Source organism: Pantoea sp. T14 (assembly GCF_036663535.1).
Taxonomy (GTDB): domain Bacteria; phylum Pseudomonadota; class Gammaproteobacteria; order Enterobacterales; family Enterobacteriaceae; genus Pantoea; species Pantoea phytostimulans.
This window is the reverse complement of sequence record NZ_JAWUEB010000009.1, coordinates 1-25633: the sequence shown is the minus strand read 5'-3', so window position 1 is coordinate 25633 and position 25633 is coordinate 1. Positions and strand designations below refer to the sequence as shown.

Annotated in this window: 24 protein-coding genes and 1 tRNA gene; 15 read left to right on the top strand and 10 right to left on the bottom strand. The window is 50.5% G+C overall.

Going from position 1 to position 25633, the window contains the following annotated elements; genetic code table 11:
• Nucleotides 1-297: 297 nt before the first annotated feature.
• From SC127_RS02680 to pepD, 4 genes are all read right to left on the bottom strand, one after another.
• Nucleotides 298-1365 (bottom strand): sugar ABC transporter substrate-binding protein, encoded by a 1068-nt coding sequence (locus tag SC127_RS02680; protein WP_243078461.1) that lies wholly within the window; start codon nt 1363-1365, stop codon nt 298-300.
• Nucleotides 1366-1422: 57 nt separating this feature from the next.
• Nucleotides 1423-2424 carry an ABC transporter permease gene (locus tag SC127_RS02675; RefSeq protein ID WP_215847517.1) on the bottom strand — a complete coding sequence of 334 codons (1002 nt, stop codon included), beginning with the start codon at nt 2422-2424 and terminating at the stop codon, nt 1423-1425.
• On the bottom strand, nt 2421-3926 hold the full coding sequence (locus SC127_RS02670; RefSeq protein ID WP_332625111.1) for a sugar ABC transporter ATP-binding protein: 1506 nt from the start codon (nt 3924-3926) through the stop codon (nt 2421-2423). The genes SC127_RS02675 and SC127_RS02670 overlap by 4 nt, the downstream gene beginning before the upstream one ends.
• A 260-nt stretch (nt 3927-4186) precedes the next feature.
• A complete protein-coding gene (gene pepD / locus SC127_RS02665) occupies nt 4187-5644 on the bottom strand; it encodes a beta-Ala-His dipeptidase (protein ID WP_332625109.1) in 1458 nt (485 codons plus the stop codon).
• A 256-nt stretch (nt 5645-5900) separates the two neighbouring features.
• Between pepD and gpt the strand changes: the two genes are divergently transcribed.
• The 3 genes from gpt to crl all read left to right on the top strand — a co-directional run bounded on the left by gpt (nt 5901) and on the right by crl (nt 8188).
• Nucleotides 5901-6359 (top strand): xanthine phosphoribosyltransferase, encoded by a 459-nt coding sequence (gpt, locus tag SC127_RS02660; protein WP_215847515.1) that lies wholly within the window; start codon nt 5901-5903, stop codon nt 6357-6359.
• A 116-nt stretch (nt 6360-6475) separates the two neighbouring features.
• Nucleotides 6476-7726: an esterase FrsA gene (gene frsA, locus SC127_RS02655; protein WP_215847514.1), complete on the top strand. Its 1251-nt coding sequence runs from the start codon at nt 6476-6478 to the stop codon at nt 7724-7726.
• 60 nt (nt 7727-7786) lie between these two features.
• Complete coding sequence (gene crl, locus SC127_RS02650; RefSeq protein ID WP_215847513.1) at nt 7787-8188, top strand: sigma factor-binding protein Crl; 402 nt, start codon at nt 7787-7789, stop codon at nt 8186-8188.
• A 108-nt stretch (nt 8189-8296) separates the two neighbouring features.
• Here crl and ompC read toward each other — a convergent pair whose 3' ends face one another.
• Entirely contained in the window at nt 8297-9418 is a 1122-nt protein-coding gene (gene ompC, locus SC127_RS02645) for a porin OmpC (RefSeq protein ID WP_243078457.1), read from the bottom strand.
• A gap of 240 nt (nt 9419-9658) precedes the next feature.
• Between ompC and proB the strand changes: the two genes are divergently transcribed.
• From proB to ymcF, 11 genes are all read left to right on the top strand, one after another.
• A complete protein-coding gene (gene proB, locus SC127_RS02640; protein WP_215847511.1) occupies nt 9659-10762 on the top strand; it encodes a glutamate 5-kinase in 1104 nt (367 codons plus the stop codon).
• 10 nt (nt 10763-10772) lie between these two features.
• Nucleotides 10773-12026: a glutamate-5-semialdehyde dehydrogenase gene (gene proA / locus SC127_RS02635; RefSeq protein WP_332625104.1), complete on the top strand. Its 1254-nt coding sequence runs from the start codon at nt 10773-10775 to the stop codon at nt 12024-12026.
• A 360-nt stretch (nt 12027-12386) separates the two neighbouring features.
• The gene (locus SC127_RS02630) at nt 12387-13118 is read left to right on the top strand and encodes a S24 family peptidase (protein ID WP_215847510.1); all 732 of its coding nucleotides are present in this window, start codon (nt 12387-12389) and stop codon (nt 13116-13118) included.
• Nucleotides 13119-13543: 425 nt separating this feature from the next.
• Nucleotides 13544-13822: a transcriptional antitermination N peptide gene (locus SC127_RS02625; protein WP_215847509.1), complete on the top strand. Its 279-nt coding sequence runs from the start codon at nt 13544-13546 to the stop codon at nt 13820-13822.
• Nucleotides 13823-14022: 200 nt separating this feature from the next.
• A complete protein-coding gene (locus SC127_RS02620) occupies nt 14023-14490 on the top strand; it encodes a glycoside hydrolase family protein (RefSeq protein WP_243078455.1) in 468 nt (155 codons plus the stop codon).
• Nucleotides 14487-14834, top strand: coding sequence for a DUF7940 domain-containing protein (locus tag SC127_RS02615; protein WP_243078454.1), 348 nt, complete (start codon nt 14487-14489; stop codon nt 14832-14834). The genes SC127_RS02620 and SC127_RS02615 overlap by 4 nt, the downstream gene beginning before the upstream one ends.
• Entirely contained in the window at nt 14831-15124 is a 294-nt protein-coding gene (locus SC127_RS02610) for a hypothetical protein (RefSeq protein WP_215847508.1), read from the top strand. The genes SC127_RS02615 and SC127_RS02610 overlap by 4 nt, the downstream gene beginning before the upstream one ends.
• 204 nt (nt 15125-15328) lie before the next feature.
• Nucleotides 15329-17077 carry a glycosyl hydrolase family 28-related protein gene (locus tag SC127_RS02605; protein WP_332625099.1) on the top strand — a complete coding sequence of 583 codons (1749 nt, stop codon included), beginning with the start codon at nt 15329-15331 and terminating at the stop codon, nt 17075-17077.
• A gap of 231 nt (nt 17078-17308) precedes the next feature.
• Nucleotides 17309-17384: transfer RNA gene (locus SC127_RS02600), tRNA-Thr, on the top strand.
• A 1050-nt stretch (nt 17385-18434) separates the two neighbouring features.
• Nucleotides 18435-18647, top strand: coding sequence for a transcription antiterminator/RNA stability regulator CspE (cspE, locus tag SC127_RS02595; RefSeq protein WP_215847506.1), 213 nt, complete (start codon nt 18435-18437; stop codon nt 18645-18647).
• A gap of 9 nt (nt 18648-18656) precedes the next feature.
• Nucleotides 18657-18824, top strand: a complete 168-nt coding sequence (ymcF, locus tag SC127_RS02590; RefSeq protein WP_243078532.1) for a cold shock small protein YmcF — start codon at nt 18657-18659, stop codon at nt 18822-18824.
• Nucleotides 18825-18909: 85 nt separating this feature from the next.
• Here the strand turns inward: ymcF and SC127_RS02585 are convergent, their stop codons facing one another.
• The 4 genes from SC127_RS02585 to SC127_RS02570 all read right to left on the bottom strand — a co-directional run bounded on the left by SC127_RS02585 (nt 18910) and on the right by SC127_RS02570 (nt 22830).
• Nucleotides 18910-19434, bottom strand: a complete 525-nt coding sequence (locus SC127_RS02585; protein ID WP_442955736.1) for an SRPBCC domain-containing protein — start codon at nt 19432-19434, stop codon at nt 18910-18912.
• Nucleotides 19435-19740: 306 nt separating this feature from the next.
• The gene (locus tag SC127_RS02580; RefSeq protein ID WP_332625096.1) at nt 19741-21306 is read right to left on the bottom strand and encodes a methyl-accepting chemotaxis protein; all 1566 of its coding nucleotides are present in this window, start codon (nt 21304-21306) and stop codon (nt 19741-19743) included.
• Between the two features lie 309 nt (nt 21307-21615).
• Nucleotides 21616-21747 carry a hypothetical protein gene (locus SC127_RS02575; protein ID WP_256449279.1) on the bottom strand — a complete coding sequence of 44 codons (132 nt, stop codon included), beginning with the start codon at nt 21745-21747 and terminating at the stop codon, nt 21616-21618.
• 120 nt (nt 21748-21867) lie between these two features.
• Nucleotides 21868-22830, bottom strand: a complete 963-nt coding sequence (locus SC127_RS02570; RefSeq protein ID WP_215847504.1) for a chemotaxis protein — start codon at nt 22828-22830, stop codon at nt 21868-21870.
• A 168-nt stretch (nt 22831-22998) separates the two neighbouring features.
• Between SC127_RS02570 and SC127_RS02565 the strand changes: the two genes are divergently transcribed.
• On the top strand, nt 22999-23391 hold the full coding sequence (locus SC127_RS02565; protein WP_243078451.1) for a YgiW/YdeI family stress tolerance OB fold protein: 393 nt from the start codon (nt 22999-23001) through the stop codon (nt 23389-23391).
• Nucleotides 23392-23444: 53 nt separating this feature from the next.
• On the opposite strand, the gene dbpA is transcribed toward SC127_RS02565, so the two are convergent.
• Nucleotides 23445-24827 carry an ATP-dependent RNA helicase DbpA gene (gene dbpA, locus SC127_RS02560; protein WP_332625088.1) on the bottom strand — a complete coding sequence of 461 codons (1383 nt, stop codon included), beginning with the start codon at nt 24825-24827 and terminating at the stop codon, nt 23445-23447.
• Between the last annotated feature and the right edge of the window lie 806 nt (nt 24828-25633).

Sequence of the window (25633 nt, the reverse complement as noted above, 5' to 3'; positions counted from 1 at the left end):
TCCTCCCCCATAAATGGGGGAGGAAGATGCTGCTTTATGTGAGTATTTAAGCTGCATGTGGCAGCGTCTCCTTCCCCTGTCAAAACGGGGGAAGGCCGGGATGGGGGACAGCGCGCAGATGAGATAGTTTTCCCCCACCTCAGTCCTCCCCCATAAATGGGGGAGGAAGATGCTGCTTTATGTGAGTATTTAAGCTGCATGTGGCAGCGTCTCCTTCCCCCGTCAAAACGGGGGAAGGCCGGGATGGGGGACAAACGACCCCGGACTCAATAAGACCAGGGAGGGACAAACGACTTCTTACTTCTTATATTTCGCTTCCAGCGTGGCAAACCACGGTGCAACGAAATCGTCGTTGCTGCCCCAGCCCGGAATGATTTTGTTCAGCGAAGCCACGTTAACCGCACCTTGCTGACTGTTGAGCTGCTGCTGAGAAATCGAAGCGGCTTTAAATTCGTAAGTCGCGGGCGTTTCTTCACCGGCAATCTTCTTCGCCACCAGACGCATATTCACGGCGCCAATGGTTTTTGGATCCACCGCGAACGTTTGCACCCACGGACTACCTTTCTCACGCATCAACTGCAAATCCTGGTTTGAGACGTCAATGCTGTACAGCTTGATCTCGGTACGACCATTTTCCTGCAGCGCTTTGTATGCGCCCTGACTAAAAGCATCCCATGCGCCCCAAATGGCATCAATCTGACCTTTTGGATACTTCGCCAGAATAGCGCCGATTTTATTGGCGGTATCGCCCTGTACGTCCGTAGAAACCGCACCAATCGATTCCAATTGATGAATGCCCGGGTTGGCTTTCAGTAATTTTTCATACACCACCTGACGACGTTCCATTGCGGGGAATCCGGCCACCCAAAGCTTAACGATATTCGCTTTACCGTTGAAATCTTTGATTACCTGCTCCAGCGACAACTGTGCCAGAGAAGCATCATCCTGCGCTGTCACGGTAACGCCGTTAATCGGCGAATCAACCGGCGTATCGAAGACGGAAAGCTTGATGCCGGAATCAGCGATGCGCTTCACCAAACCGTTGGCATAGGGCGCTTTACCGTGCGACAGGATAATGCCGTCATATTTTTGGCTGATCGCCTGATTAACGAAATCCTGAAAACGCGCATCATCACCATTGCTCAGAAAGGTACTGACCTTAAAGCCCAGCTTGCGACCTTCCTGAATTGCGCCAGCCACAAACTGCGTGGTGTTGTCATCGGAACCCAAGTTACGGATTACTGCGATGCGGATCGGACCGTCGTGATTAGCGATAACAGCAGGAACCGGCGTCACGGTGGCGGCAAATACAGCGCTGGTATTCAGCAGGCTTACAGCCAGCAGCGAGAGCGTGATTTTTTTCATTATTGTTAACTCCAAAAGGATAAATTTAGGCCCGTTAATTCAGTAAGAATGCGCGCCTCAGCGGCGCTGCATGTAAGTCATCGCCAAGGCTAACGCCAGCACTAAGCCTTTAATGATATCCATGGCGTAATAGGGCACCGACAGCATCACTAAACCGTTTTGCAATACGCCCAGAATGACCGCACCGACCAGCGTGCCCAAGGCGTTGGGTTTACCCGAACCGGCCAGCGAAAGGCCAATCCAGGCTGCCGCAACGGCATCCATCAGATAGCCGCTACCCGCATTGACTTGGGATGAGCCGATACGTGAGGCCAGCAAAATGCCACCCAGTCCTGCCAGCAGCGAGGCAATAACGTAAGCCAGCACGCGATAGCGCGTGGTGCGAATACCGGAAAGGCGCGCCGCTTCAGGATTGCCGCCCAATGCGTACATGCGTCGCCCATGCTTAGTCAGTGACATCGCCAACTGTGCCACGACCGTCACCACTAACATGATGATCACAATGGTCGGAACCTGGCCAAGCAGGCCAAAAGCCGCGGGAATGGTGCCTTCCGCCATATCGCCGCTGGGCAACACCATGTTCTCGGTGATCGAGCCGCCAAAGCTGTAAGTCATCGCCACGCCCTGAATCACAAACAGCGTTGCCAGTGTGGCGAGCATGTCTGGAATGCGCAGAATAACGATCAGAAAAGCGTTAAACAGACCCACCAGCGTACACAGCGCCAGGGTGATGACGATCGCTTCGGTGGTGTTGAAGCCGTACCAAACGAACAGCGAGATGACCAGCGCATTGGCCAGTGAGGCGGTTGCGCCAACAGAAAGATCAAAGCCGCCAATGGTCAGCGAGATCGATACGCCAACAGCAATCACCGTCACGATCGCAATGGATCGCAAAATATTGATGATGTTATTGGGATCGAGAAAGCTGTCAGATGCCAGACCAAAGGCGGCGATCAGGATCACTACCGTCAGTAACATGCCCCACTTATAGAGGAAATCGAACAGGCGATGGCGCAGCGAAGGCGACGCGGGATTCAGGGATAGTTCTTTACTGCTCACGCTGGGGTTCCTCCGGTGGAATAAAGCAAAAGCGTCTCTTCTGTGACCTCACGCGCGTCCAGTTCTGCCACGATGCGTCCGTCCCAAAGTACACAAATGCGGTCGCATAAGCCGACCAGTTCAGAAAATTCACCCGACGCGTAGATAACACCTTTGCCTTCACGCGCCAGGCCATCAATCAGGGTAAAGAGTTCGGTTTTGGCTTTGATGTCGACACCTTTGGTCGGCTCATCAAAAATCAGTACGTCTGCGTTGTTACGCAGCCATTTACCGATAGCCACTTTTTGCTGGTTGCCGCCTGAAAGGCGACGCAGCGTTTGCGCCGGGCCGGTGGTGCGCACGTTGAGGCGGCGAATAATCTCTTCTGCCCAACGCCACGCCTGACGATGACCAAACAGGCTCCAGCGGGAAAAGCTACTGTCAGCGCTTACGCTCAGATTCATCGCGACGGATTCATCAATAAAAATCCCTTCTTTACGTCGCTCTTCCGGCACCAGCGCCATACGCTGCGACACGGAATCATAGGGCGATGTGGGTTTCCAGGCTTTGCCGTGCAGTTCACCACGCGTGATGCGGCTTTTACTGGCACCAAACAGCGCTTTGCACAGTTCGGTTTTGCCCGCGCCCGCCAGGCCTGCAATGCCAAGAATCTCGCCTTTATGCAAGCGTAGCGAAATGTCTTGCAGCAACTGCTCATCATGCAGACCTTCAATTGCCAGCAACACGGGCTGGTGCTGGCGTTCACGCCGGGCTGGATATATATCGGTGAGTTGATGACCCAACATTTTTTCGACGATTTGCTCACCGCTCAGCGTTGCCATTGGAGCGCTTTCGATCAGGCAGCCATCGCGCAGCACCGTCAGGCGATCGCAAATCGCTTTTAATTCGTGAATACGGTGGGAAATAAACACCACACCCATTCCACTGCTCTGCAAGCGGCGCACAACGTTGAACAGACGCTCGCTTTCGTGTTGATCCAATGGCGCGGTAGGTTCGTCCAGAATCAGGAAACGGCAGTGATGCGACAGCGCGCGCGCCAGCAAAATCTGCTGCTTTTCAGCAAGCGAACAGCGCTCAACCAGACGATTGACGTCAATCGCCACATCGAGCTGAGCGAGCAGGGCGCGAGCCCGTCGACGAATCTCACCCCAGTGATAAGCGTGTCCCGGCTCCGCCAGCTGATCTAACAGAATGTTCTCCGCCACGCTTAACTGCGGCACCAGCGCCACATCAACTTCCTGCTGCACCAGGTGAATACCGAGCTGTTTGGCATCACGCGGGCTGCGAATCGACACCGGCTGACCATCCAGCAAAATTTCACCGCTGTAATGGCTATGTGCGCCAGACAACACCGCCATTAACGTTGATTTTCCTGCGCCGTTGGCACCCGTCAGCGCATGAACGGAATGACCTTCACTGACAAAATCCACCTGCGTCAACGCGGCGAATCCGCCGAAGGCGATGGAGATGTTACGCATCTCAAGGCGGTTTAACGCGCGCATTGAAGGAAGTCTCCATAAAAAATAACTGGCCGCATTTTTTCCTGAAGTATCAGGCGCAGCAACAGTCGAAAGCGCATAAGCTAGCACAAAATCTTATTAGCCATCCAGACATCTGGACATAATGGCGGCTATAACTGGTTGGGCGTTGTAAGCTGGTGATTTAAGGTGGGGAGACGCATTAACGCAGCGTTTTATGCTGCTTCTGACGCGCAGGCATAAAAAAACCAGGCCGTAGCCTGGTTGATTATTTTGTAACGAAATTACTTTTCTGGAATCACATTCAACAAGGTTGTCAGCAATTTCCAGTACAGGCCCACGCTTTCGATATGAACCTGTTCGTCTGGCGAGTGCGGCCCGGTGATGGTTGGCCCAATAGAAACCATATCCATGTTTGGATAGGGCTTCTTGAACAAACCACATTCCAGACCTGCATGAATCACCTGAATATTTGGCGTCTTGTCGAACAGCGCAATGTAGGTTTGACGGGTCAGCGCCATGATCGGCGAATCTGCGTCTGGCTGCCAGCCCGGATAGCCGCCTTTTGGCATCGTCTGCGCACCAGCCAATTTGCCAAGCGAGGTCAGCATCTGCACCACGTAATCGCGACCGGTATCGATCAATGAACGGATCAGGCAGTTGATTTCAGCTTTATCAGCGTCCATCGTCACTACACCAATGTTCAGTGAGGTTTCAACCACGCCAATGGCCACGTCAGAGTTGCGAATCACACCGTTTGGTGTGCTGTTCAACAAGTTCAGGAAGCGATCACGGCTGTCAGCGGTCAGCGCCTGGCCTTGATGCGCCAGCGGCTCGGTAACCAATGCAATGTTCTTCTCTTTTACGCCATGTTCGTTCTGCAGTGCAGAAAGAAAATGCGCAGCGGCCGCTTTCAAGGCATCAACCTTGTGGCTTTCAATGGCCAGCGTGGCGAAAGCTTCACGTGGGATGGCGTTACGCAAGGTGCCGCCGGTGAATTCCACCAGACGCACATCCAGCTCTGACGCATGCGAAGCCAGAAAACGCGCCAGCAGTTTGTTGGCATTGCCCAGACCTAAGTGAATGTCGGCACCGGAGTGACCGCCTTTCAGGCCCTTAAGCGTCATTTTCAGGGTTTCGAAATCTGCGGGAACTGCTTCACGCGTCAGCGGCAGCGTAGTAATGAAATCAATTCCCCCCGCGCAGCCCATGTAGATCTCACCCTCTTCTTCAGAGTCGGTGTTGATCAGGATCTCCGCTTGCAACCAGTTCGGTTGCAGGCCAAATGCGCCATCCATGCCGGTTTCTTCGGTCATGGTCAGCAGCACTTCCAGCGGGCCGTGAGTCAGCGTGTTATCTGCCAATACCGCCAGCGCTGATGCCATACCAATGCCATTATCCGCACCCAGCGTGGTACCGCGCGCTTTCACCCATTCGCCATCAACATAGGGTTGAATCGGATCTTTGGTGAAGTCGTGAACGGTGTCGTTGTTTTTCTGCGGCACCATATCAAGGTGCGCCTGCAGCGCGACCGGCTTGCGATTTTCCAGCCCAGCGGTGGCGGGTTTGCGAATCAGGATGTTGCCGACTGCGTCGCGTTCACACCAGAAACCTTGTTCTTTAGCCCAGCCAACGATGTAGGAGGCGAGTGCTTCCTCATGGAAAGAAGGGTGCGGAATCGAGCAGATCTTAGCGAAAATATCCCACAGCGGCTGTGGCGAAAGTTGAGACAATTCAGACACGACAAGTCTCCTGTGTCAGTGCGCCGGATGTACCAGAGGGCGCGAGTTTCCAGTGAAAGATCGCCGTCAGAGAATCTGACGAGATGGACCCGAGAATATCACTGTTTATAGTTGGGTGTGCAATCAGACGCACTAAAAACCGGCAACCAGTGCGCGGGTGCTGGTTTTTAGCGCGTCATATCCTTATAATCTCGCGCAACCTTTTCCCCGTTGCATATTTTTTAAGCCAATCCTGTTGGCTGGGAACCTATTTATTATGAGCGAAAAATACGTCGTTACCTGGGACATGCTGCAGATTCATGCCCGTAAACTGGCTCAGCGCCTGCTTCCTGTTGAACAGTGGACAGGCATTATCGCGGTCAGCCGTGGTGGTCTGGTACCGGCTTCGCTGCTGGCGCGTGAATTGGGTATTCGCTATGTCGATACCGTCTGTATCTCAAGCTACGACCACGATCATCAGCGCGAAATGAAAGTTCTGAAGCGTGCTGAAGGTGATGGTGAAGGCTTTATCATCATTGACGATTTGGTTGATACCGGCGGCACCGCTCAGGCGATTCGCGACATGTATCCCAAAGCGCGTTTCTGCACCATCTTTGCTAAACCTGCCGGTCGTGAACTGGTGGACGACTATATTGTCGACATCCCACAAAATACCTGGATTGAGCAGCCGTGGGACATGGGCGTGGTTTACGTGCCGCCGATTGTCAAAGGCTGATTGATTTACCACAAACAACGCCCGGTTTTCCGGGCGTTGTGCTTTCTGCGCCTCGCACCTTGTTATGCCGTGCAGTACACTTAGCCATCGCCGCGTTTACCGCAGGAGAAAGTTGTATGCCGAGCAAAAATCTAAGCGAAGAGCTGTTCAAGCCACGCTTCAAACACCCCGAAACCTCTTCACTGGTTCGCCGTCAACATCACGCCACGCGTGCTGTGCATTCCACCCTTGATGGTAACAGTCAGCGCGGCTGGTATCGCATGCTCAATAAACTGATGTGGACATGGCGCGGCCTGACACCGCAAGAGATCAGCGAAGTGCTGGCGCGTATCGCCATCAGCAACGTCGAACACACGAATGAGAGCTTGCTGGATACGGTGATTGGCTATCGCAGCGGCAACTGGAATTACGAGTGGTGTAAACAGGCTGCACAGTGGCAGCAAAAAGCGCAGGAAACTGAGGATGACGATCAGCTGGCGGGTAAACACTGGCTGCACGCTGCACATCTCTATAGCCTTGCCGCCTATCCTTATATAAAGGGTGATGAATTAGCCGATCAGGCCCAAGTCCTGGCCAATCGCGCTTACGAAGAAGCGACGCAACGGCTTCCCGGTGAACTGAAGGCGCTGACATTTCCAATAAGTGGTGGCAGCCCGGTGAACGGCTTTCTGCACATGCCGCCTGGTGTTCAGGCACCGTATCCGACTGTGCTGTTTTGTGGCGCGCTGGATTCACTGCAAAGCGATCACTATCGCCTGTTTCATGATTATCTCGCCCCACGTGGCATTGCGATGTTGACCATTGATGTGCCATCGGTGGGGTATTCGGTGAAATGGACGCTGAATCAGGACACCAGCTTTTTGCACCAGCAAGTGCTGCGCGAGCTGCAAAACGTGCCTTGGGTTGATCATACCCGCGTAGCGGCTTTTGGATATCGCTTTGGTGCCAATGTGGCGGTGCGGCTGGCGTATCTCGAAGCATCGCGGTTGCGTGCGGTAGCGTGTCTTGGACCCATAGTGCACAGTTTATTTACGCAGCCGGCGCTGCAAAATGAAGTACCAGACATGTACATGGATATGCTCGCCAGTCGCCTGGGGATGTCATCCACATCTGATAGCGCGCTGCGCACTGAACTGAACCGCTATTCGCTGAAAACCCAAGGCTTACTGGGCCGACGCACACCTACGCCAATGCTGGCAGGTTACTGGTCAAAAGATCTCTTCAGCCCAGAAGAGGAGGCAAAATTGATCGCGAATTCATCTTCTGATGGAAAAGCGATGTTGATTCCCGTCACGCCGATGATGGCCAGCTTTGATCGCGCGCTTAATGAAATTTGCGACTGGCTGGAGAAGCGGTTAAAAAGGTAACTGGCAAAATTTACAGTATTTGCTACAACTACTAGCGGTCAAAACTAATGGAGATTTAGCATGACGTTACCGAGTGGTCATCCCCGCAGTCGCCTGCTTAAGCGTTTTACCGAGCTGGGACCGTACATCCGCGAAGGAAAATGCGAAGAAACGCGTTTCTTTTTCGACTGCCTGGCTGCCTGCGTCAATGTGAAACCGGCACCGGAACTGCGTGAATTTTGGGGCTGGTGGATGGAATTAGAAGCCCACGCCGATCACTTTACCTATGTCTATCATATCGGCCTGTTCGATAAAGAAGGTGACTGGTCTGTGACGACGATTAAAGGCAAAGAAAACACGCAACGAGTGGAAGAAACTTTGCGTAATTTCCACACTCGCCTGAAAGCGATGTTGAAAGACCACGAGTTGGGTCTGGAACCGGCCAGCGGTTTTGATGAGAAACCCGTGAAATTAAGTGCCTGATGCGGGATGAATGAGAGAAGGGCGAGCTGAATAGCTCGCCCTTTTTTTATGCCATTTTCACACTACGCGGGGTGCATAACAGCCCAAGGCATCGGCTTCGACAAAAGCTTAGAATTGGTAAGTCACACCCACGGCAACGATGTCGTCATTGTTGATGGAGAGCGCGTTATCGTCATCCAGTTGGTTGATTTTATAATCAACAAAAGCTGACATGTTTTTATTGAAATAGTAGGTTGCGCCCACATCGATATATTTCACTAAATCGACATCACCGATGCCGTTTTCAATCTCTTTGCCTTTGGTTTGCACGTAACCAATGGAAGGACGCAGGCCGAAATCAAACTGATACTGCGCCACCAATTCAATGTTTTGCGCTTTGTTTGCGGCACCCGCAACCGATAAACCGGTATCACGGTTCGTTCCGCTAATGGGCGTCATGTTACGGGTTTCGGTGTAAATAGCGGCGAGGTAAACGCTGTTGGCATCATATTTAACGCCAGCGCCCCATGAATCTGCTTTATCACCACTGCCGTAAGCGCGGGCTTGCTGTTGGTTAGTGCGGTCGGATGAGGTGATGGCACTCATTAAGCTCACGCCACTGTCGCCCAGCGAATAACCCAACGAAGCCCCGTAGCCGTCGCCATTCTGGCGAGCCGTATCTGTTGCGCTACCGCGCGCGTTCGCGCTGCCAGCATCATTTTTACCCTGATATTGCAGGGCGAAGCGCAGACCATCAACCAAACCAAAGAAGTTGTTGTTACGGTAAGTCGCTACGCCAGTGGCGCGTTGAGTCAGGAAGTTATCGGAACGCGCGGTTCCGTCACCCCCAAATTCGGGGAACACATCGGTCCAGGCTTCAACGTCATAGAGCACGCCATAGTTGCGGCCATAATCAACCGAGCCGTAATCAGCGAATTTCAGACCAGCAAAACCCAGTCGTGTTTTGTTGCCGCTGTTGGCATCGCTGCCTTCTGAGTTATTAACGTTGTATTGGTATTCCCACTGGCCATAACCGGTCATCAGATCGTTGATCTGCGTTTGTCCTTTAAAACCAATACGCACATAGGATTTATCGCCGTTTGAGCTGTCGTTATCGCTCATATAGTGTTCGGCTTTAACCTTGCCGTAGAAATCCAGTTTGTTACCTGACTTATTAAAAACCTCAGCGGCCTGTGCGGTAAAAGAGAGAGCCAGAGCAGAGACGATCAGTGCCAGTGTACTTTTCTTCATTTTGCTATCAATCCCGGTTATTAAAATTTTCTTGCTGTGAAAGGTTTTGTAAAACAGGGACTTTTTACCGATAAGTGATGAAAGTTTTATGACACTTTTCCGGTTTTCTTGTTAATCACGAACAAGTGGTCTACGCCATTGCCCGGGGATATTTGTGCTTTTCCCCCACTGGCTGTTGGCTTCCTCAACGACTCCTGTTAAAACGTCCTTTCGCATAAATTTTTCACTACGGCAGGAAATATGAGTGGTAGTCAGACCCTCGTGGTCAAATTGGGAACCAGCGTTCTTACCGGCGGATCGCGCCGGTTGAATCGAGCGCACATGGTGGAATTGGTTCGTCAGTGTGCGCAGCAGCACGCAGCGGGCCACCGCATTGTGATTGTCACTTCTGGCGCGATGGCTGCCGGACGTGAACATCTTGGTTATCCCGACCTGCCGCCTACCATCGCCTCAAAGCAGCTGCTGGCTGCGGTGGGGCAGAGCCGTTTGATTCAACTGTGGGAACAGCTGTTCTCTATTTATGGCATCCATATTGGTCAGATGTTGCTGACTCGCGCGGACATGGAAGATCGTGAGCGTTTTCTTAATGCTCGCGATATGTTGCGCGCACTGCTGGATAACCATATCGTGCCGGTCATCAATGAAAACGACGCGGTCGCCACCACAGAAATCAAAGTGGGCGATAACGATAATTTGTCTGCGCTGGCGGCGATGCTGGGCGGCGCAGATAAACTGCTGCTGTTGACCGATCAAGAAGGATTGTTCACGGCCGATCCGCGCAATAATCCGCAGGCTGAATTGATCAGCGATGTGCATGTTATTGATGATGCACTGCGTTCGCTGGCCGGTGGCAGCGTGTCGGGGTTAGGAACGGGCGGAATGTCGACCAAGCTTCAGGCTGCTGACGTTGCCTGTCGCGCGGGGATTGATGTGATCATCGCCGCTGGCAGCCGCAGCGGTGTCATCGCTGATGTGATAGATGGCAAGCCGGTCGGTACCCTGTTCCATGCCCAACAATCTCCGTTGGAAAACCGTAAGCGCTGGATCTTTGGTGCGCCGCCTGCTGGTGAAATCACCGTGGATGATGGTGCGCTCTCCGCTATTCTTGAGCGCGGCAGTTCCCTATTGCCTAAGGGCATTCGTGACATTCAGGGTAACTTTTCACGTGGCGAAGTGATCCGCATTCGCAGCCTGCAGGGGCGCGATATCGCACATGGCGTTTCGCGCTACAACAGCGATGCGATACGTATGATTGCCGGGCATCACAGCCAGCAGATCAGTGAAATTCTGGGTTATGAATATGGCCCGGTGGCGGTTCACCGCGACGATATGATTGTCAGTTAAGGAGCGGACAATGCTAGAAGAAATGGGAAAAGCGGCGCGTGCCGCAGCTTATAAGCTGGCCGATCTGTCGACCGCTGAAAAAAATCAGGTGCTGATGACCATCGCGGATCGTCTGGAAGCGGAAAGCGCTGACATTCTGGCAGCCAATGAATCTGATCTGGCCGATGCTCGCCAGAATGGCATGAGCGCCGCGCTGCTTGATCGCCTGACGCTTAATCCTCAGCGTCTGAACAGCATTGCAAATGATGTACGCCAGGTGTGCCAGCTAGCCGATCCGGTAGGGCAGCTGATGGATGGCGGTCAACTTGACAGCGGCTTGCGCATTGAACGTCGCCGCGTGCCGTTAGGCGTGGTGGGCGTGATATATGAAGCGCGTCCGAACGTGACGGTAGATGTGGCCAGCCTCTGTTTAAAAACCGGCAATGCAGCGATTCTGCGCGGCGGGAAAGAAACCTGGCGTACTAATGCTGCCACGGTTCGCGTAATCCAAAACGCGTTGCAGCAGCACGGTTTACCGGCTGCAGCAGTCCAGGCGATCGAAAATCCTGATCGTGAGTTGGTTAATCAGCTACTGAAGCTGGATCGCTATGTAGACATGCTGATTCCACGCGGCGGAGCGGGCTTGCATAAACTGTGTCGTGAAAACTCCACTATCCCGGTGATTACGGGCGGCATTGGCGTTTGTCATATTTATATTGATGAAACCATGGAGATTGAGCCAGCGCTTGACGTGATTGTTAATGCCAAAAAGCAGCGGCCAAGCGCCTGTAATTCACTGGAAACGCTGTTGGTGGATCGCGCGATTGCCGATCGCTTCTTGCCTGTATTCACTGCCCGCATGGCGCAAGAAGATGTCCCACTGCACGCTGATGAAAACGTGTTTGCGCAATTACAGCAAGGTCCGGCGCGCGTCACAACGATTCAGCCAGGCAATTATGATGATGAATGGTTATCACTGGATTTGAACGTCAAGCTGGTGGCTGATATGGATGAAGCGATTGATCACATCCGCACTCACGGCACGCAGCACTCCGACGCCATTCTGACGCGCAGTACTAAAAACGCGACACGCTTTGTGAAGCAGGTGGATTCCTCAGCGGTGTACGTTAACGCCAGCACCCGATTCACCGATGGCGGACAGTTTGGACTTGGCGCAGAAGTTGCGGTTAGCACACAGAAACTGCACGCTCGCGGACCGATGGGTTTAGAAGCATTAACCACCTATAAATGGATTGCCTGGGGCGACGACACGCTGCGTGCCTAACATCCATTTTTCTTAACAAAACGGGAGTCTTTTCAGGCTCCCGTTTTTTTTATGCCTTCATTTTCGATCCAGCTATTTGTAGAGCTTTAGTGACTAAAAATTATTTTATCGATTAAGCGCGTCCAGTGAGGGATGAACAGCGGATGAATTTTACGCAATTCCTTACGGAACATTCTTGAAAGCCCCGGTGGTAGCGGCTGTTAAGTGATATTTTTTGGCGCGCTCAAAGGTGAAGGAGATAATGATAATTAGAAATGCTTGAGAAACCGGTTAGGTAGTAAACGGACGGTAATATAAAATGAACTGGTAGCAATAATGAAAATAACATCCAGTACCTCTTCAATGGCTGATTATTAACTGATGGTTAAAAAAGAAAGTACGAGACAAGCTTTCACCGCCAGGCTCATCGCCGCTTGCGAAAGCGCTGGCATTGTCGGACACGGACGAAACAAACAGGTTGCTAAGGCGTTAAAAGAGCAGGGCTGTCAAATATCAACGCCGGGGGTGTGGAAGTGGTTTAACGCGCAGTCAGTGCCGGATAACGGCAATTTGCTGGCACTCAGCCGTCTGCTTGGGGTCAGGGTTGAGTGGTTACAGTTTGGCATGGAACAGGCGCCTGAACCGCCGTCGTTAAGCGCGTGGGCTAGCCATAAAAATGTTTTCCGAGTAGACAGCCTCGATATTGGTCAAAAAACGGCGGCAGGTATTCAGGCCCGGGATGAATTTGTCGAGACAATTCACGCGATCGAATACGGTCAGGATGAGGCGCGGGTGTTATTCAATGGGCGCCCAGCTGAGAATATTCGGCTGATCGCTGTTAATAACGACTCAATGGCGGATACCTTTGCCCCGCGCGATCAGCTGTTTGTTGATATCAGCGTGCGCAGGTTCGACGGTGATGGTATCTACATTTTTACGTTGGATGACCAGCTGTACCTGAAAAGGCTTCAGCTACAGCATCGCAAAATTGCTGTTATTTCAGACAATAAGCGCTACGAGACTTGGTATCTCAACCGTGACGAAGTCGAAAGCTTAAAAGTGTTGGCAAAAGTCATCATGAGTCAGGCAAGGCAATATCAAATTTTGGGTTAGCCAGACTCTCAAACCCGCTTTTCCAATAAGACGTCGAAAAAAATAATCGACATAAATTCAAAAATTTAACCAATAGTAAATAAAAAATTAACTGTCAGTGTTTGATAAAGCATAAGAACCTGTTAATAATTTGAGCATGGACGAACGAAGTTGTTTTCTCAGGGATGAGCCGCTCTTAAACAATTGAGGCGCTGCACAAGCGCGAATCATACCACCCAAAAGTCAGTGAACTTTGGGATGGGGTGGATGCGCAAAATGCAGCGTCGTCAGATGCCGTCTGTTTCCCTTACCTTGCCTTCCACCTGACTGTTTATTCAGTCAGGTGGTAAGCGTGTGAGCGTTAACAGCGGTATTCGGGCCCGTTCGGTACGCCGAAAGCTCGCGCCTGCCACCCCATCGCCAAAGACTCATTCACAGGAGGAGTTATGGCGATTATCCACTATGGCAAAAGCGTTTTTACGGGCAATGCACGCACTCGTCGCCATCGGCGACGCCAACCTCTCAGCCGTCTGAAGCAGAGTATCGACCAGGCGCTGAATTACGAACCTGAAACCCTTTCCCTTCGACGCGCAGAACAGATATGTCAGCGTCAGGTTACACCTCGCGTGGACCGCGCAATCACTGCGCCGCGTTCGCAAAACCAAGAAACACCTTCTTTTGATAATTGCTGCCTGCCGCACGTTCATCTCTACGCCGTACGCTGAGCAGTAAAAATCTCATCCTTTGAACACCCGGCTCCTGCCATTTTCCAGTTTTCGCTGGACGCAATTTTTTTCCCTACTCTTCAGTTCCTCTGCAGCTTCAGCACTATCTGCTGCTGCGCTTACTTTGGTACTGATCAGTGGGCGTTATGTGTTTAGTTTCGCAGGGCTTGAGTTGCCTGTACCGTCATTGAGGAATTTTTATGAGTCAGATTATTGCAGTGCTGAATTTTGAGGAAGGCTACGTGGATACCCCTTATTTCGACACGCTCGGTTTTCCGACTGTCGCCGGGGGAATTCGCATCGGGCCAAAAGGTGCGTCACTCAGTAACTATGCGTTTCGTGTGCCGCGCCGCGTAGGTGATGTGTGGAAGCAGTGCATCCTGGAAAACAAAATTCAGGAAATGCAGGCACGTGAGCCGATCAAGCGCGCTTTAGCAAATTGCAACGAGGCGCGAACAGATGTGTTGCTAAGCATGGCGTATCAATTGGGGGTAGATGGCGTCAGTCAGTTCAAAAATATGCTTAACGCCATTGCTGAAGAGAACTTTGCTGAGGCGGCTAACGCCATGCTTACCAGCTTGTGGGCACGTCAAACTCCAGGACGCGCACGTCGTCATGCTGAAGTGATGCGTACCGGCACTTATGACGTCTACAGGGGGCTGCTATGAAATGGTTACTTTTTCTTATCGCCGTGCTCTCAGTCATCATCATCGTCTTGCTTTTACAACGTTTTACCACCCTTCAGTTTGTTTCACATGCACGGCTGTTATTTAAAACCTGGTCGGTTTGGCTGGCTTCGCTTGGCTCAATGCTCAGTGCCTGGGTGCAATCTTTTCCGTCATCGGCGCTGGATGCATGGAACACCTTGCCGGAAGACGTTAAGTCGATTCTTCCCCATAACTATCTCGGTCTTATCGGCGCTTTCATGGTGGCGATGGGGGTTATTGCGCAATTTGTTCGTCAAAAAACATTGCTGAATGAGAAGCGTCAGGTGGAGGGGATCAAATCATGACTTTTCTTTCCACATTGCTGGGCGGCGGTTGGCACTGGTTAGCTGCGCTGGGCGCGATTATCGCTGCGCTAGGTGCCAGCTATTTTGGCGGTAAGAAAATCGGCAAGGTGCAGCAAAAAGCAAAATCCGATGTCGACAGCGCGCATAAAGAAGCCGAGCGCGTGGCAGATATTGCCCATCAACAACAACAGAACCGTGAGGAGGCGAACCGTGTGGAAACTGAAAACAGTAACCTTGATGACGCTGCTGCTCGCGACAAGTTGCAGCAGTCGAAATACAACCAACCCTGAGCCGGTGGCCATCACCGACTCTGCCTGCGTGCTTTTTTCCCCCATTCATACCCACGGTGACGATGCTCAGAAAATAGACATCCGAACCGTACGCGCCATCAATACCCACAACGACATGTGGGACACCTTATGCGGCCAAGCGGCCAAATCGAAGTAACTCGCTGATAAACAGCGTTTAATCTAAAACATCCTGAGGAGGATACCATGATCGAAGTTAACTCTTTTGCAGAACTGCGTACCACGGCTCCGACCAAATCTGGTGATGTAGCGATTTTAAAACGTTACTACGACAAAGACTCCACTTTCCGTGGCGGCGGCGATTTCGTCGGCTTTACCGGCACCACCACATTGAAAGATGATGGCGGCACGGTGGCAGTGGGAAGCGGTTTCTACTGGAAGCGTGCAATTAACGATCCTACGGAAGTGAACATTCTACACTTTGGTGCCAAAGGCGATGGGACAACGGATGATACCGACGCCTTTAACCGTATGTTGACCTGGACGCAGACATACAACACCAATATAAAGGATCTCCCGGTTCGTTTTCCTGGTGGTAAGTTTTTAATTTCGCCCATTGATCTCAGTGCCGCAGAAATTGCCTTTTTTGGCTTGTTGGGTGATGACCTGGAGTTGGGATCGCTTCCGCGCACGACTATTGTTTCAAATAAAAGTGCCAGTCCAGTGTTCAAGGTAAAGGCGCGCCGCACCGCCATCAAAGGCATTACCTGGAATGGGCAGGCCAGCGCAGATATTACTACCAACAAAAGCACCATCACCGCCGAGATGTGCAGCAACGTGCAACCGTTCTTCGAAAATACCTGTATAGAAGGAGAGACGGTCAATATCAGCTGTTTCCGCGCGCAGGGTACCGGCGGCACCGTCATCAAAATTCTCGATACGCTCGACAGTAAGTTTGACCAGATCTATTCGCTGAATACCTATTCGCGCGTTTTTGATGTGGGCTGGTCAAACTCGCCGAACGGTGTTTGGGATCACTCAACCGCGATTGAATTAAGCAATGCCAATTTCCAGACCGGTTATGGTGACGCCACGCTGTATATGCCGCGCGTCACGCAGGGGATTATGCGCAATGTGTGGATTGAACATACGCGTAACCCGGGCGATCTCTCTGATGGCGGCTGGACGATCGATACGTTAAACATTGAGGACTGTAGCTCTGCTTTCAACCTCAACAATGCGCGTGTTGTGATGCGTCAGATTAACCTGCAATCCGGTGCAAAAGTCAGCAATGACCTGGTCGCCGGTAAATGGTTATCCACCTTTGAATATGGTTTCCGCCGCGATGAAAGCTTCGGCAGCTATATGACGGGTTCGCTGCGTGCAGGGTATTTCAGTGGCTATAAAGTCACGAATAACACCGCGACGGATAACTGGTATCGACTCGGCCAGTTCTTTTTCCCCAACGCAAATCAGCAATGGGTGATAGAGCTGATTGGTAAAGCGGATGCCACTACGCCTTCAGGCACTGCAGGATCGCCGGTGAATCTCTCCGGTACTGGTAAAACCTGGATTAATTTGCAACGACTGGAAACCGTGTGGGCTGATGCTTGCCACATGGGGCAGCCAGCAGTGCAGGATATCCGCTATGGCCGGGTTGGAACAACGTATGCAGTGGTATGGGTGAAGCTGAAAGCCAACAGCGGTGACACCATGTTTAACCTCAAAAATACGGGGCCGACGCGCTTTGATACGGGCTCCTGCTCGCTGTTCCAGTCTGATCTTTCTGTAGTGACCGATACCACTACAATGGGCACGTTGAAACCGGCGGCACGCTTCGGTTTGCATAATGGATTGGCCGGTATTGGTGCCAATGAGAAAGGTGTACTTACGCTCGCGACGACCACGGGTACACCGACGAATAAAACGACGCCAACGGGCTTTGTGTTGGTCAATATCAACGGCGTTGACCGCAAGGTCGCTTACTACGATTGATGATCGGCACGTTTTTGGCGAGGCTGCGGCCTCGCCTTTTTTGCTTTGTGCGCTTGATGTGGCCTGAGAGGGAAATCCCAAACACTAACGAAAGGACTTTCGTCATATAGAACAAGGCTTTCCAGGCAAAATCCCTTGCAAATGGCGATAAAAACGGCACTCGCGCTGTTTCGGTCTTGACTCAATTTGTGATTTTTTCTAACGTAACGCCCCGCAGTATCCCACCACAATGCCGGTATAGCTCAGTTGGTAGAGCAGCGCACTCGTAACGCGAAGGTCGCAGGTTCGATTCCTGTTTCCGGCACCACGTTTTATCCTTCCGTATTGATCATGCAATATTGGATTGTCGATACACATCCTTCCTTATTTATTTTTTTTTCGCTTTTATAAGTTATTATTTAGTGGGTTGACAGAATCATTAGACGTTATTCATTACACATTCAATTTTTCATGGGTTTAATTATTTTCTTATTTTGGTAGGGATGTTTATTTTAATGTCAGTATCGTAACCACTTGTGTGTCATTATTTAATTTGTGCATTACTTATTTTTTAGTAACATACTATTTAATAAGGCTTTTTATCTGCAAGTTAACTCGATCTTGTCAATGTCAGAGTCTCGATCTTGTCAATGTCAGAGTAGAGAATGAATACACTGCCGATCCGCCTCTGGTGCAGTCATTCATTAGGTATTTCGCTGTCTTTAATAATGCAAATGACAAGGGTTTTCATTATTTTTAATTAAAGTGCAGGATAATAATTTGTTGCCTGTTTACTCTTATAGAAATCAAAAAAGAGCAGGGCACATCTATTTAGCAAGCTAGCTAAGGTGGGTTTTTATCTGACAGCGCCAAACACCACAGTAAAGAGGGTGAGCAGTAGATTAAGCACATCATAAATGTGCCAGAGCGCTCAGCCACATCAACGATCCCCTCAAAAGGAAAGGTCAGGCGAAGCGTAATGCATTCCCTTTCTTCTATACCGTCACTGAAACCTGTATGACAAAAACGCTGAACTGTGCTCGGCAGCCTGAGTTTTATTGCCTTTTTTTATCGAGTCGTTTGAGAGAAACCTCTTTTTTTGCCGCCGAATTGACTCTTTTTATGAGGGTGCGATTCACGCCTCGGTTTTTCAGACAATAGATTTAAGTTAAGAAAGCGCTTGCATCACCTCGCTCAATATGAGCTAATGCATCCGTCGGTTTGATTGACAGACACTATCAAAGTAAGTACCCAAAGCAGTTCTCATCTCTAAGTTTGTCGTGAGACATCCCTTCTTTTTGAGTCTTCTCTTACGTTCTGATTAAAATCTGTTCTCAGGCCATTTACGCCGGAAGGCTCAAATATTAAGGAATTAAACATGTCTAACAAAATCCGCGGCACCGTAAAATGGTTCAACGCAGAGAAAGGTTTCGGTTTCATCTCTCCAGCAGACGGCAGCAAGGACGTATTCGTCCATTTCTCTGCTATCCAGGGTACTGATTTCCGTTCACTGGATGAAGGTCAACAAGTTGAGTTTACAGTAGAAAATGGCGCTAAAGGCCCATCTGCTGCAAACGTTGTTGGTCTCTAAGGACTTAAAATTACTCGTTTTAAATGTCTACACTGTAATGGCTCACAGTACCGCACATCACACTTTGATGTGACGAGAGCCAACCCGCATGGAGCGAAATGCATTTTCTGCAAATCTGTCGTTGTTCAAATTAACACGGCAAGGATTGCATATCAGAGCAGGCCTTACGCCCTCTGAGAAAGGCTAAGTGAGCTTTATAGCGTTGTTGCATAAACGATAATTTGAAAGGCTGCCGATTGGCGGCCTTTTTAGTTTTTGGATTTTATAACACGCGATTCGCTAGAGCTGCATTAACCAGTCCATCCAACCAATCCTGATGTCCATTGATCATCGGATTCGGCTTTGTTTTCGCTAACGCTACTGCTGGTTTACCCTTTTGGGTTTCCTGCGTCAGGATACGTACGCGATTGCCAGGTAAATCCTCAATTAGCCAGGCGTGCAACACATCTAAACGTTCATCACTGCCTTCTTCTCCCGCCCAACCATGCCAGGAAATACGAGCAGCTTCGCCCTGTGCAGGCGCGACATATTCTGTGACGCGAGCCTCAACTGGAAAACCAAAGGTTTCAAAATAGAAGCGGACATCTTGTTCCAGTTCGGGGCCTTTATCGTCATAAAAACGCGCATTTGCTGAGTTTTGATAATAAGTCGGCCATACAGCAGGCTTGCTCAACAGCGGCCAAATATCCTGAGTTGTCAGATTTGCTACGATCATTTCATTAGAGCAAAAATTGTCGGTAAAACCGGGTAAAAAGCCATCTGGCCAGTTAATCGCATGCATTTTCATTAAATAATTCTCTGCTGTAGTGGGTAATCTGCTCATAAGAAAGCAGTTAAATCGTGGGAACGATAATGGCAGTTGCAGAGTTATAAGACTAATCGCCATTTATTATTTTAGTTATCACGTGAGGTGATATTAATAATGCGATGTTGACTGACAAAACAGAGCAAAGTCGTGCCAGAAAGCACGATGTGGATGAGTGAAGTGGAATAGAACGTCAGGCGTAGAAGGTAGTTTGTAAGTGATACGCGTTAGAAGTAAAAAATATCCCGGCAAGTTCGACCTGCCGGGAAAAAAGAAAGCGTAGTGGAATTAATTTAACGACATCTTTCCTACTTTAAATACGCTCATCGCTTGTGCCATCCGCTCAGCCTGATCTTGCAGCGCCTGCGATGCGGCAGAAGCTTCCTGCACCAGCGCGGCATTCTGCTGCGTTACTGCTTCCATCTGGGTAATCGCCAGATTGATTTCGCTGATACCGCTGCTTTGCTCGCTGCTGGCAATCGTAATTTCACTCATGATATTCGCCACGCTCTTCACGCTGTTGACCACTTCGCCGATGGTTGATCCGGCATGCGTCACCAACTTGCTGCCCTCATCAACTTTCGCCACTGAGTCTTCGATCAGAACTTTAATCTCTTTAGCGGCAGAAGCAGAACGCTGCGCCAGATTACGTACTTCTGTAGCAACTACGGCAAAACCGCGTCCCTGTTCACCAGCGCGAGCCGCTTCCACGGCGGCATTCAGCGACAGAATATTGGTCTGGAAGGCGATGGAATCAATCACGCTGATGATGTCGACAATCTTTTTGGACGACAGCGCAATCGCTTCCATTTTTTCGATAACTTGCCCCATCACTTCGCCGCCTTCGCGCGCCACGCTTGAAGTGGACGCAACCAGCTGATTGGCTTCACGCGCGTTTTCGGCATTGTGTTTGACGGTGGAGGTTATTTGCTCCATCGCTGAAGCGGTTTCTTCCAGCGAACTGGCCTGTTGCTCGGTACGCGTCGAAAGATCAAGGTTCCCGCTGGAAATTTGATTTGAAGCGACGGCAATGGTGTCAGAGCCGGTACGAACTTCGGTAACGATGGAAAGCAGATTGTCATTCATGCGCTGCAGCGCCTGCATCAGCACGCCAGTTTCATCACGCGTAGTCACCTGAATTTTCGAACTAAGATCGCCTGCTGCAACACTTTCCGCTACGCTAACGGCCGCAACCAAAGGACGTACAATTGAGCGAGTAAGGAAAAAGCCGAGCAGAATCGCGGCCACTATGGCCAGCGCTGAGAAGATCAAGGTGATGGTAATCGCCGAAGAGCCATTTTCGACAATACTTTGTCCTTCAGCACGCAGCTGTCCATCTTGTGAATTGGCAAACTTTATCGCGTCGTCGAGAAACTTATTCTGCGTCGGCGTCATGGATTTGAGTGCATATGTGCTGGCAGCTTCAAAATCACCGGCTTTTATCAAGGCGATCAAATCACCTTTCACTTTTTCAAATGCTTCGGCAGAGGCGAGCAGGCCAGCAATTTTCTTTTTACCAATCTCAGTAACTTGAATGTCAGCAATTTTCTTCATGGCGACATTGGTACGCTGGGTCGCTTCATCCAGTTGACCATAGCGCTTAACGTTATAGTCAGGATGGGTCGTATCGATCACCATGCCGCGCAGGTATTTGATCTGATCGTTGACGCCATCGCGCACATCAAATGCCAGGCGCACTTTCACATAACGATCGTCGACGATCGAGGCGATGCCACTTTTAATGCTGTTAATTTTTGTGATAGATGTCACGCAAATCACAATCAATAGCGCGACGACAATGCCAAAGGCGGCGGCGAGCCGGATGCCAACCTTCATATTCTTAATACTGAACATGTCTTCTTTCCCCGTTTTTCTTATTAAAATACAGTTATTCCAACAGTTAATATTTACTGCTTCTCCGCTCACAGCCCGACATTGCGCGTAGCTTTACAGGTGCAAGGTGAAATGGTGATCCAGCGCACACAGTTATCGGAGTTAAAAACGTTAACTTTAATATTTTTGATGGAATTCAAGCGGAAGCAGGCAGGGAAAAAGGATTAATGCACAGTGCTAATGATTTTTTAAAAGGTTAACCCGTAGACGTGACAAAGCGGGTCGTCAAACGTTGTTGGCGACCTCGCAAGCAGCTAGATAACAAACAAATTAGAAAATGAAAACCAGCAGGCTGCCCCAAAAGAGCGCGCTAAAGGCAATGATCGCCAGCCAGCTAAGCTGACGTAAACGACCACGAAGGAAACCACTTGATTGCTGAACAGGTAACGTTTCGCTGCGCATAATTTTTTTCCAAGGTTGGTAAAAAAGAAGCCGCCAAACAGCGGCAAAAAAGTGCTGAGTCTGAATCAAGCGACACTGGCTATTCGATACTTAAATCGCCTTCCGCTGCTTTGATTTACCTTAACGAGCAGCTTCCAGCACGTTGAAGATCACGTCTGATAATTCATTCAGCTCGAACTTGGCCACATAACCGTCTGCGCCAACTTTGCGCACGTGATCTTCATTGGCGCTACCGGAAAGTGAAGAGTGAATCACTACCGGAAGATGCTTGAGGATTGGGTCACGTTTGATGTTACGCGTCAGGGTGAAGCCATCCATTTCAGGCATTTCAAGGTCGGTCAGCACCAGCGCGATTTTATCGTGGATCGATTCCCCTGCCGCTTGCGCCTCTTGACTCATCTGCTTGATTTTTTCCCATGCATCCAGACCGGTGTTGTACATCAGCGCCGGAATGCCCATGCTTTTCAGCCCTTGTTCCAGCAGCTGGCGCGCCACTTTAGAATCTTCAGCAACAATCGCCACTGCACCCGGCTGATATTTAAATGCACGCGGTCTGGCGGCTTCCGGCTCTACGCCGCGCACTGACGGAATGATGTCATACAAAATTTGCTCAACATCCAGCACCATCGCCAGGTTATTGCTTTGCTTGTCATTATCCAGCGAGGCGATACTGGTGATATTACGTCCGCCGATGCCCGCTTCTGCGGTATGCACTTGACTCCAGTCGAGACGCACGATGTTATCGACTGACTCCACCGCGAACGCTTGCGTATTACGCGCATATTCCGTCACCAGCAGCAGATTCAGTCCCGTTTCCGGTACGCAACCCGCTACCGCAGGTAAATCGATAACCGGAATAAACTGACCGCGAATACTGGCCATGCCAAGCAGCGGCGATTTCATACCTGCTGCTTTGGTAATTGTCGGCATCGGCACGATTTCGCGCAGCTTAAAAACGTTAATCCCGAACAGCTCGGATTTTCCTTTTAGCTGATCTGAGCCTAAGCGAAACAGCAGCAGCTCAAATTTATTCGATAACGCGAGGTTCGCTCTCTCATCTATCTCTTTTTGAAAATTATCCATTGTTGCCTCTGCATCAGCGCAGGTAAGGAAAGGGGTGTGATGAAGTTATCGGCAGCGACGTGAAAAAGGTGAGGGCAAGAGAGGCGAAATAAAACGCGGTCTGATAATTGTGCCAGGATTAACAGTGAATTGAAAAAATGGATAACCTTTCTGAATAAGGAGCGCGTAATGAAAAAAGTCATTTTAACGACACTGTTAGTTATGTTGAGTTCGGGTGTTTACGCTGAAAAGGGCGGCTTTGAGGGCGGCGAAGCGCCACAACCTCAATCGAAGCAGGATGCAGGTTATAAAGGTTCTGAGGATACCGGGCAGACGCACATCAATCAGATTCGTGATTTTCGGCAGGACGGTTACGTCACGCTTGAGGGTTATATTCTGAAGAAAGAGCAGGGCGATAACTATCAGTTCCGCGACAGCACCGGAACCATCACTATTGTGGCACCGGAAAAAGCGTTCAAAGGTAAGAAGTATGCTGCGGACGATCAGGTTCGCATCAGCGGTAGAGTGCACGGTAAAGGTGAAAATACCACATTGCACGCCACAGAAATTGAAGAACCTTAACAGTGATTGGGCGAGGTTTCGCCTCGCCCAGCATGCCTGGATGCGTTAGTAAATCAATCTTTCAACAGGATCGCGCGGCAGGTTTTGCCTTTGATTTTGCCTTGCTTGAGTTTGACCAATGCCGATTTCGCCTGAGCCGCTTCAATAGCGACATAAGCGTGCGTTGGGGTCAGATCGATCTTACCAATTTGGTCAGCGCGGTAGCCCGCTTCACCCGTTAATGCCCCCAGTATATCTCCCGGACGAATTTTGGCTTTGCGGCCGCCATCAATGCACAACGTCATCATTGCGGCGGGTAACGCTTTGCTGCTGCCTTTTTTCAGCGTGCTGGCAGAGACCCACGGCAGCGACTTCTGTAAAAAATCTTCCAGCGCGTGCGCGCGAGCCATTTCATCGGCGGCGACAAAACTCACAGCAGCACCTTCTTCACCCGCACGTGCGGTACGGCCAATGCGGTGTAAATGCACTTCGGGATCCCACGCCAGTTGGTAATTCACTACCAGCGCCAGCGACTTAATATCCAGGCCACGCGCTGCTACGTCAGTAGCAACCAACACGCGTCCGCTGCCGTTGGAGAAGCGGATGAGTACGCGTTCACGGTCGCGCTGTTCCAGATCGCCATGCAGCGGCAAGGCGCTGATGTCACGATCGTTAAGGGCTGCCGCAACATCATCGCATTCGCGTTTGGTGTTACAAAAGACCACACAGGATGAGGGTTGGCGTTCGCTGAGTAGCGCAATCAGCAGTGATAGCTTTTCGTTGTGGCTGGCTTCAATAAACTGTTGATCAATGGAGGGCAGTTCACTGACTTCTTCTGTTACCACGCTCAGAGCATCGCGCTGAAACCGGGTGCTAATGGCGGCGATTCCTTCAGGCCAGGTCGCAGAGAACAGCAGCGTTTGACGCGATGCTGGTGTAGCTTTAATGATGGTTTCCATATCATCACGAAAACCCATTTCCAGCATACGATCCGCTTCATCCAACACCAGCGTGCGCAGATTCTCAAGCTTTAACGTTTCACGTTTGAGGTGATCAAGAATACGGCCCGGCGTGCCGACCACAATATGCGGAGCGTGAATCAATGAATCGCGCTGAGCGCTCATCGGCTGGCCACCGCACAGCGTCAAAATTTTGATATTACGCGTGAAGCGCGCCAGTTGACGCAACACATTGCTAACCTGATCCGCTAATTCACGCGTTGGGCACAGAATCAGCGCCTGCGTTTGGAACTGTGCGCTGTCGATATGTTGTAGCAAACCAATGCCAAAGGCTGCGGTTTTACCGCTGCCGGTTTTCGCCTGCGCACGCACGTCGCGACCCTGCAAAATGGCGGGCAGCGTGGCGGCCTGAACCGGCGTCATGCTGGTGTAGCCCATCTCGCGCAGGTTATCGAGTTGGCTTTCGGGAAGCGAATTGAGGGTTGAAAAAGCAGTCACGGCGCGGCCTCTGAGGCTAAAAAAGTAGGGCATTATTGCGCGCGCAAGTCTGGCAGAAAGCGCGTCCAACAGCAACGGCAACCTCGTAGGTTAAGGCTGTGAATCTTTTAACTTGCAGGGCATTAGGAATAACCTGAAGTTTTTCGAAAATGGTTGGTAAATTTTAATCAGTTAAGCGTTAAATTTCGATAATGGTCTGGAGCGAAGAAAAAATAAGGCCATAAATAACTTTATAACATGCCGATTTGAAAAGTTTATTCCTATGTTAATCAGATAAATCCTTTTTATTTACTCCAGTAATACAATTAATCATTAAAAAATTACCCTTAAGTTGCCGATAAAAATCTTAAGACAATTGCTTTATATTTAGCGCGCCATACATCTATTACAACGACCGTTAGAGGGTTTTTCATTGAGTAATAGTCTCCAGGGATCACATGAAGATGTACTTAAAATAGTGGGCCGCGCCGTGTTGACGCTGCACGTTCATGGGGAAAGCTTATCAGCTGATAAGATTGCTTCAATGATCGGCTGTTATGCGGAAGATGAGCCCTGTGATCAGGAAGATCGTCGTTTATATGCGTTGGCAATGGAATTAATGTCAAAAGGTTGCAAAGCTAAAAGCGTGTAACGCTGCTGCTTTGTCTGTCTGATTAAAGCCTCCTGCGGGAGGCTTTGTCATTTTTACCCGTCATGCCCGTCATACTTCGCGCTGCAGCTGCGTTGGCCGCACGTGCTCACCCCGGTCACTTACCGGCGTAAGCTCCCGGGGACTCACACGCTTGCCGCCTTGCTGCAACACGAAT

Excerpts from the sequence above, each read along its gene's own strand:
- crl (WP_215847513.1), top strand. The coding sequence starts at position 7,787 with ATGACGTTACCGAGTGGTCATCCCCGCAGTCGCCTGCTTAAGCGTTTT.
- SC127_RS02610 (WP_215847508.1), top strand. The coding sequence starts at position 14,831 with ATGACTTTTCTTTCCACATTGCTGGGCGGCGGTTGGCACTGGTTAGCT.
- SC127_RS02580 (WP_332625096.1), bottom strand. The coding sequence starts at position 21,306 with ATGTTCAGTATTAAGAATATGAAGGTTGGCATCCGGCTCGCCGCCGCC.
- SC127_RS02575 (WP_256449279.1), bottom strand. The coding sequence starts at position 21,747 with ATGCGCAGCGAAACGTTACCTGTTCAGCAATCAAGTGGTTTCCTTCGT.
- proA (WP_332625104.1), top strand. The coding sequence starts at position 10,773 with ATGCTAGAAGAAATGGGAAAAGCGGCGCGTGCCGCAGCTTATAAGCTG.
- SC127_RS02615 (WP_243078454.1), top strand. The coding sequence starts at position 14,487 with ATGAAATGGTTACTTTTTCTTATCGCCGTGCTCTCAGTCATCATCATC.
- SC127_RS02620 (WP_243078455.1), top strand. The coding sequence starts at position 14,023 with ATGAGTCAGATTATTGCAGTGCTGAATTTTGAGGAAGGCTACGTGGAT.
- frsA (WP_215847514.1), top strand. The coding sequence starts at position 6,476 with ATGCCGAGCAAAAATCTAAGCGAAGAGCTGTTCAAGCCACGCTTCAAA.
- SC127_RS02605 (WP_332625099.1), top strand. The coding sequence starts at position 15,329 with ATGATCGAAGTTAACTCTTTTGCAGAACTGCGTACCACGGCTCCGACC.
- cspE (WP_215847506.1), top strand. The coding sequence starts at position 18,435 with ATGTCTAACAAAATCCGCGGCACCGTAAAATGGTTCAACGCAGAGAAA.
- SC127_RS02585 (WP_442955736.1), bottom strand. The coding sequence starts at position 19,434 with ATGAAAATGCATGCGATTAACTGGCCAGATGGCTTTTTACCCGGTTTT.
- ompC (WP_243078457.1), bottom strand. The coding sequence starts at position 9,418 with ATGAAGAAAAGTACACTGGCACTGATCGTCTCTGCTCTGGCTCTCTCT.
- SC127_RS02625 (WP_215847509.1), top strand. The coding sequence starts at position 13,544 with ATGGCGATTATCCACTATGGCAAAAGCGTTTTTACGGGCAATGCACGC.
- SC127_RS02680 (WP_243078461.1), bottom strand. The coding sequence starts at position 1,365 with ATGAAAAAAATCACGCTCTCGCTGCTGGCTGTAAGCCTGCTGAATACC.
- SC127_RS02570 (WP_215847504.1), bottom strand. The coding sequence starts at position 22,830 with ATGGATAATTTTCAAAAAGAGATAGATGAGAGAGCGAACCTCGCGTTA.
- gpt (WP_215847515.1), top strand. The coding sequence starts at position 5,901 with ATGAGCGAAAAATACGTCGTTACCTGGGACATGCTGCAGATTCATGCC.
- SC127_RS02670 (WP_332625111.1), bottom strand. The coding sequence starts at position 3,926 with ATGCGCGCGTTAAACCGCCTTGAGATGCGTAACATCTCCATCGCCTTC.
- SC127_RS02565 (WP_243078451.1), top strand. The coding sequence starts at position 22,999 with ATGAAAAAAGTCATTTTAACGACACTGTTAGTTATGTTGAGTTCGGGT.
- SC127_RS02630 (WP_215847510.1), top strand. The coding sequence starts at position 12,387 with ATGGTTAAAAAAGAAAGTACGAGACAAGCTTTCACCGCCAGGCTCATC.
- proB (WP_215847511.1), top strand. The coding sequence starts at position 9,659 with ATGAGTGGTAGTCAGACCCTCGTGGTCAAATTGGGAACCAGCGTTCTT.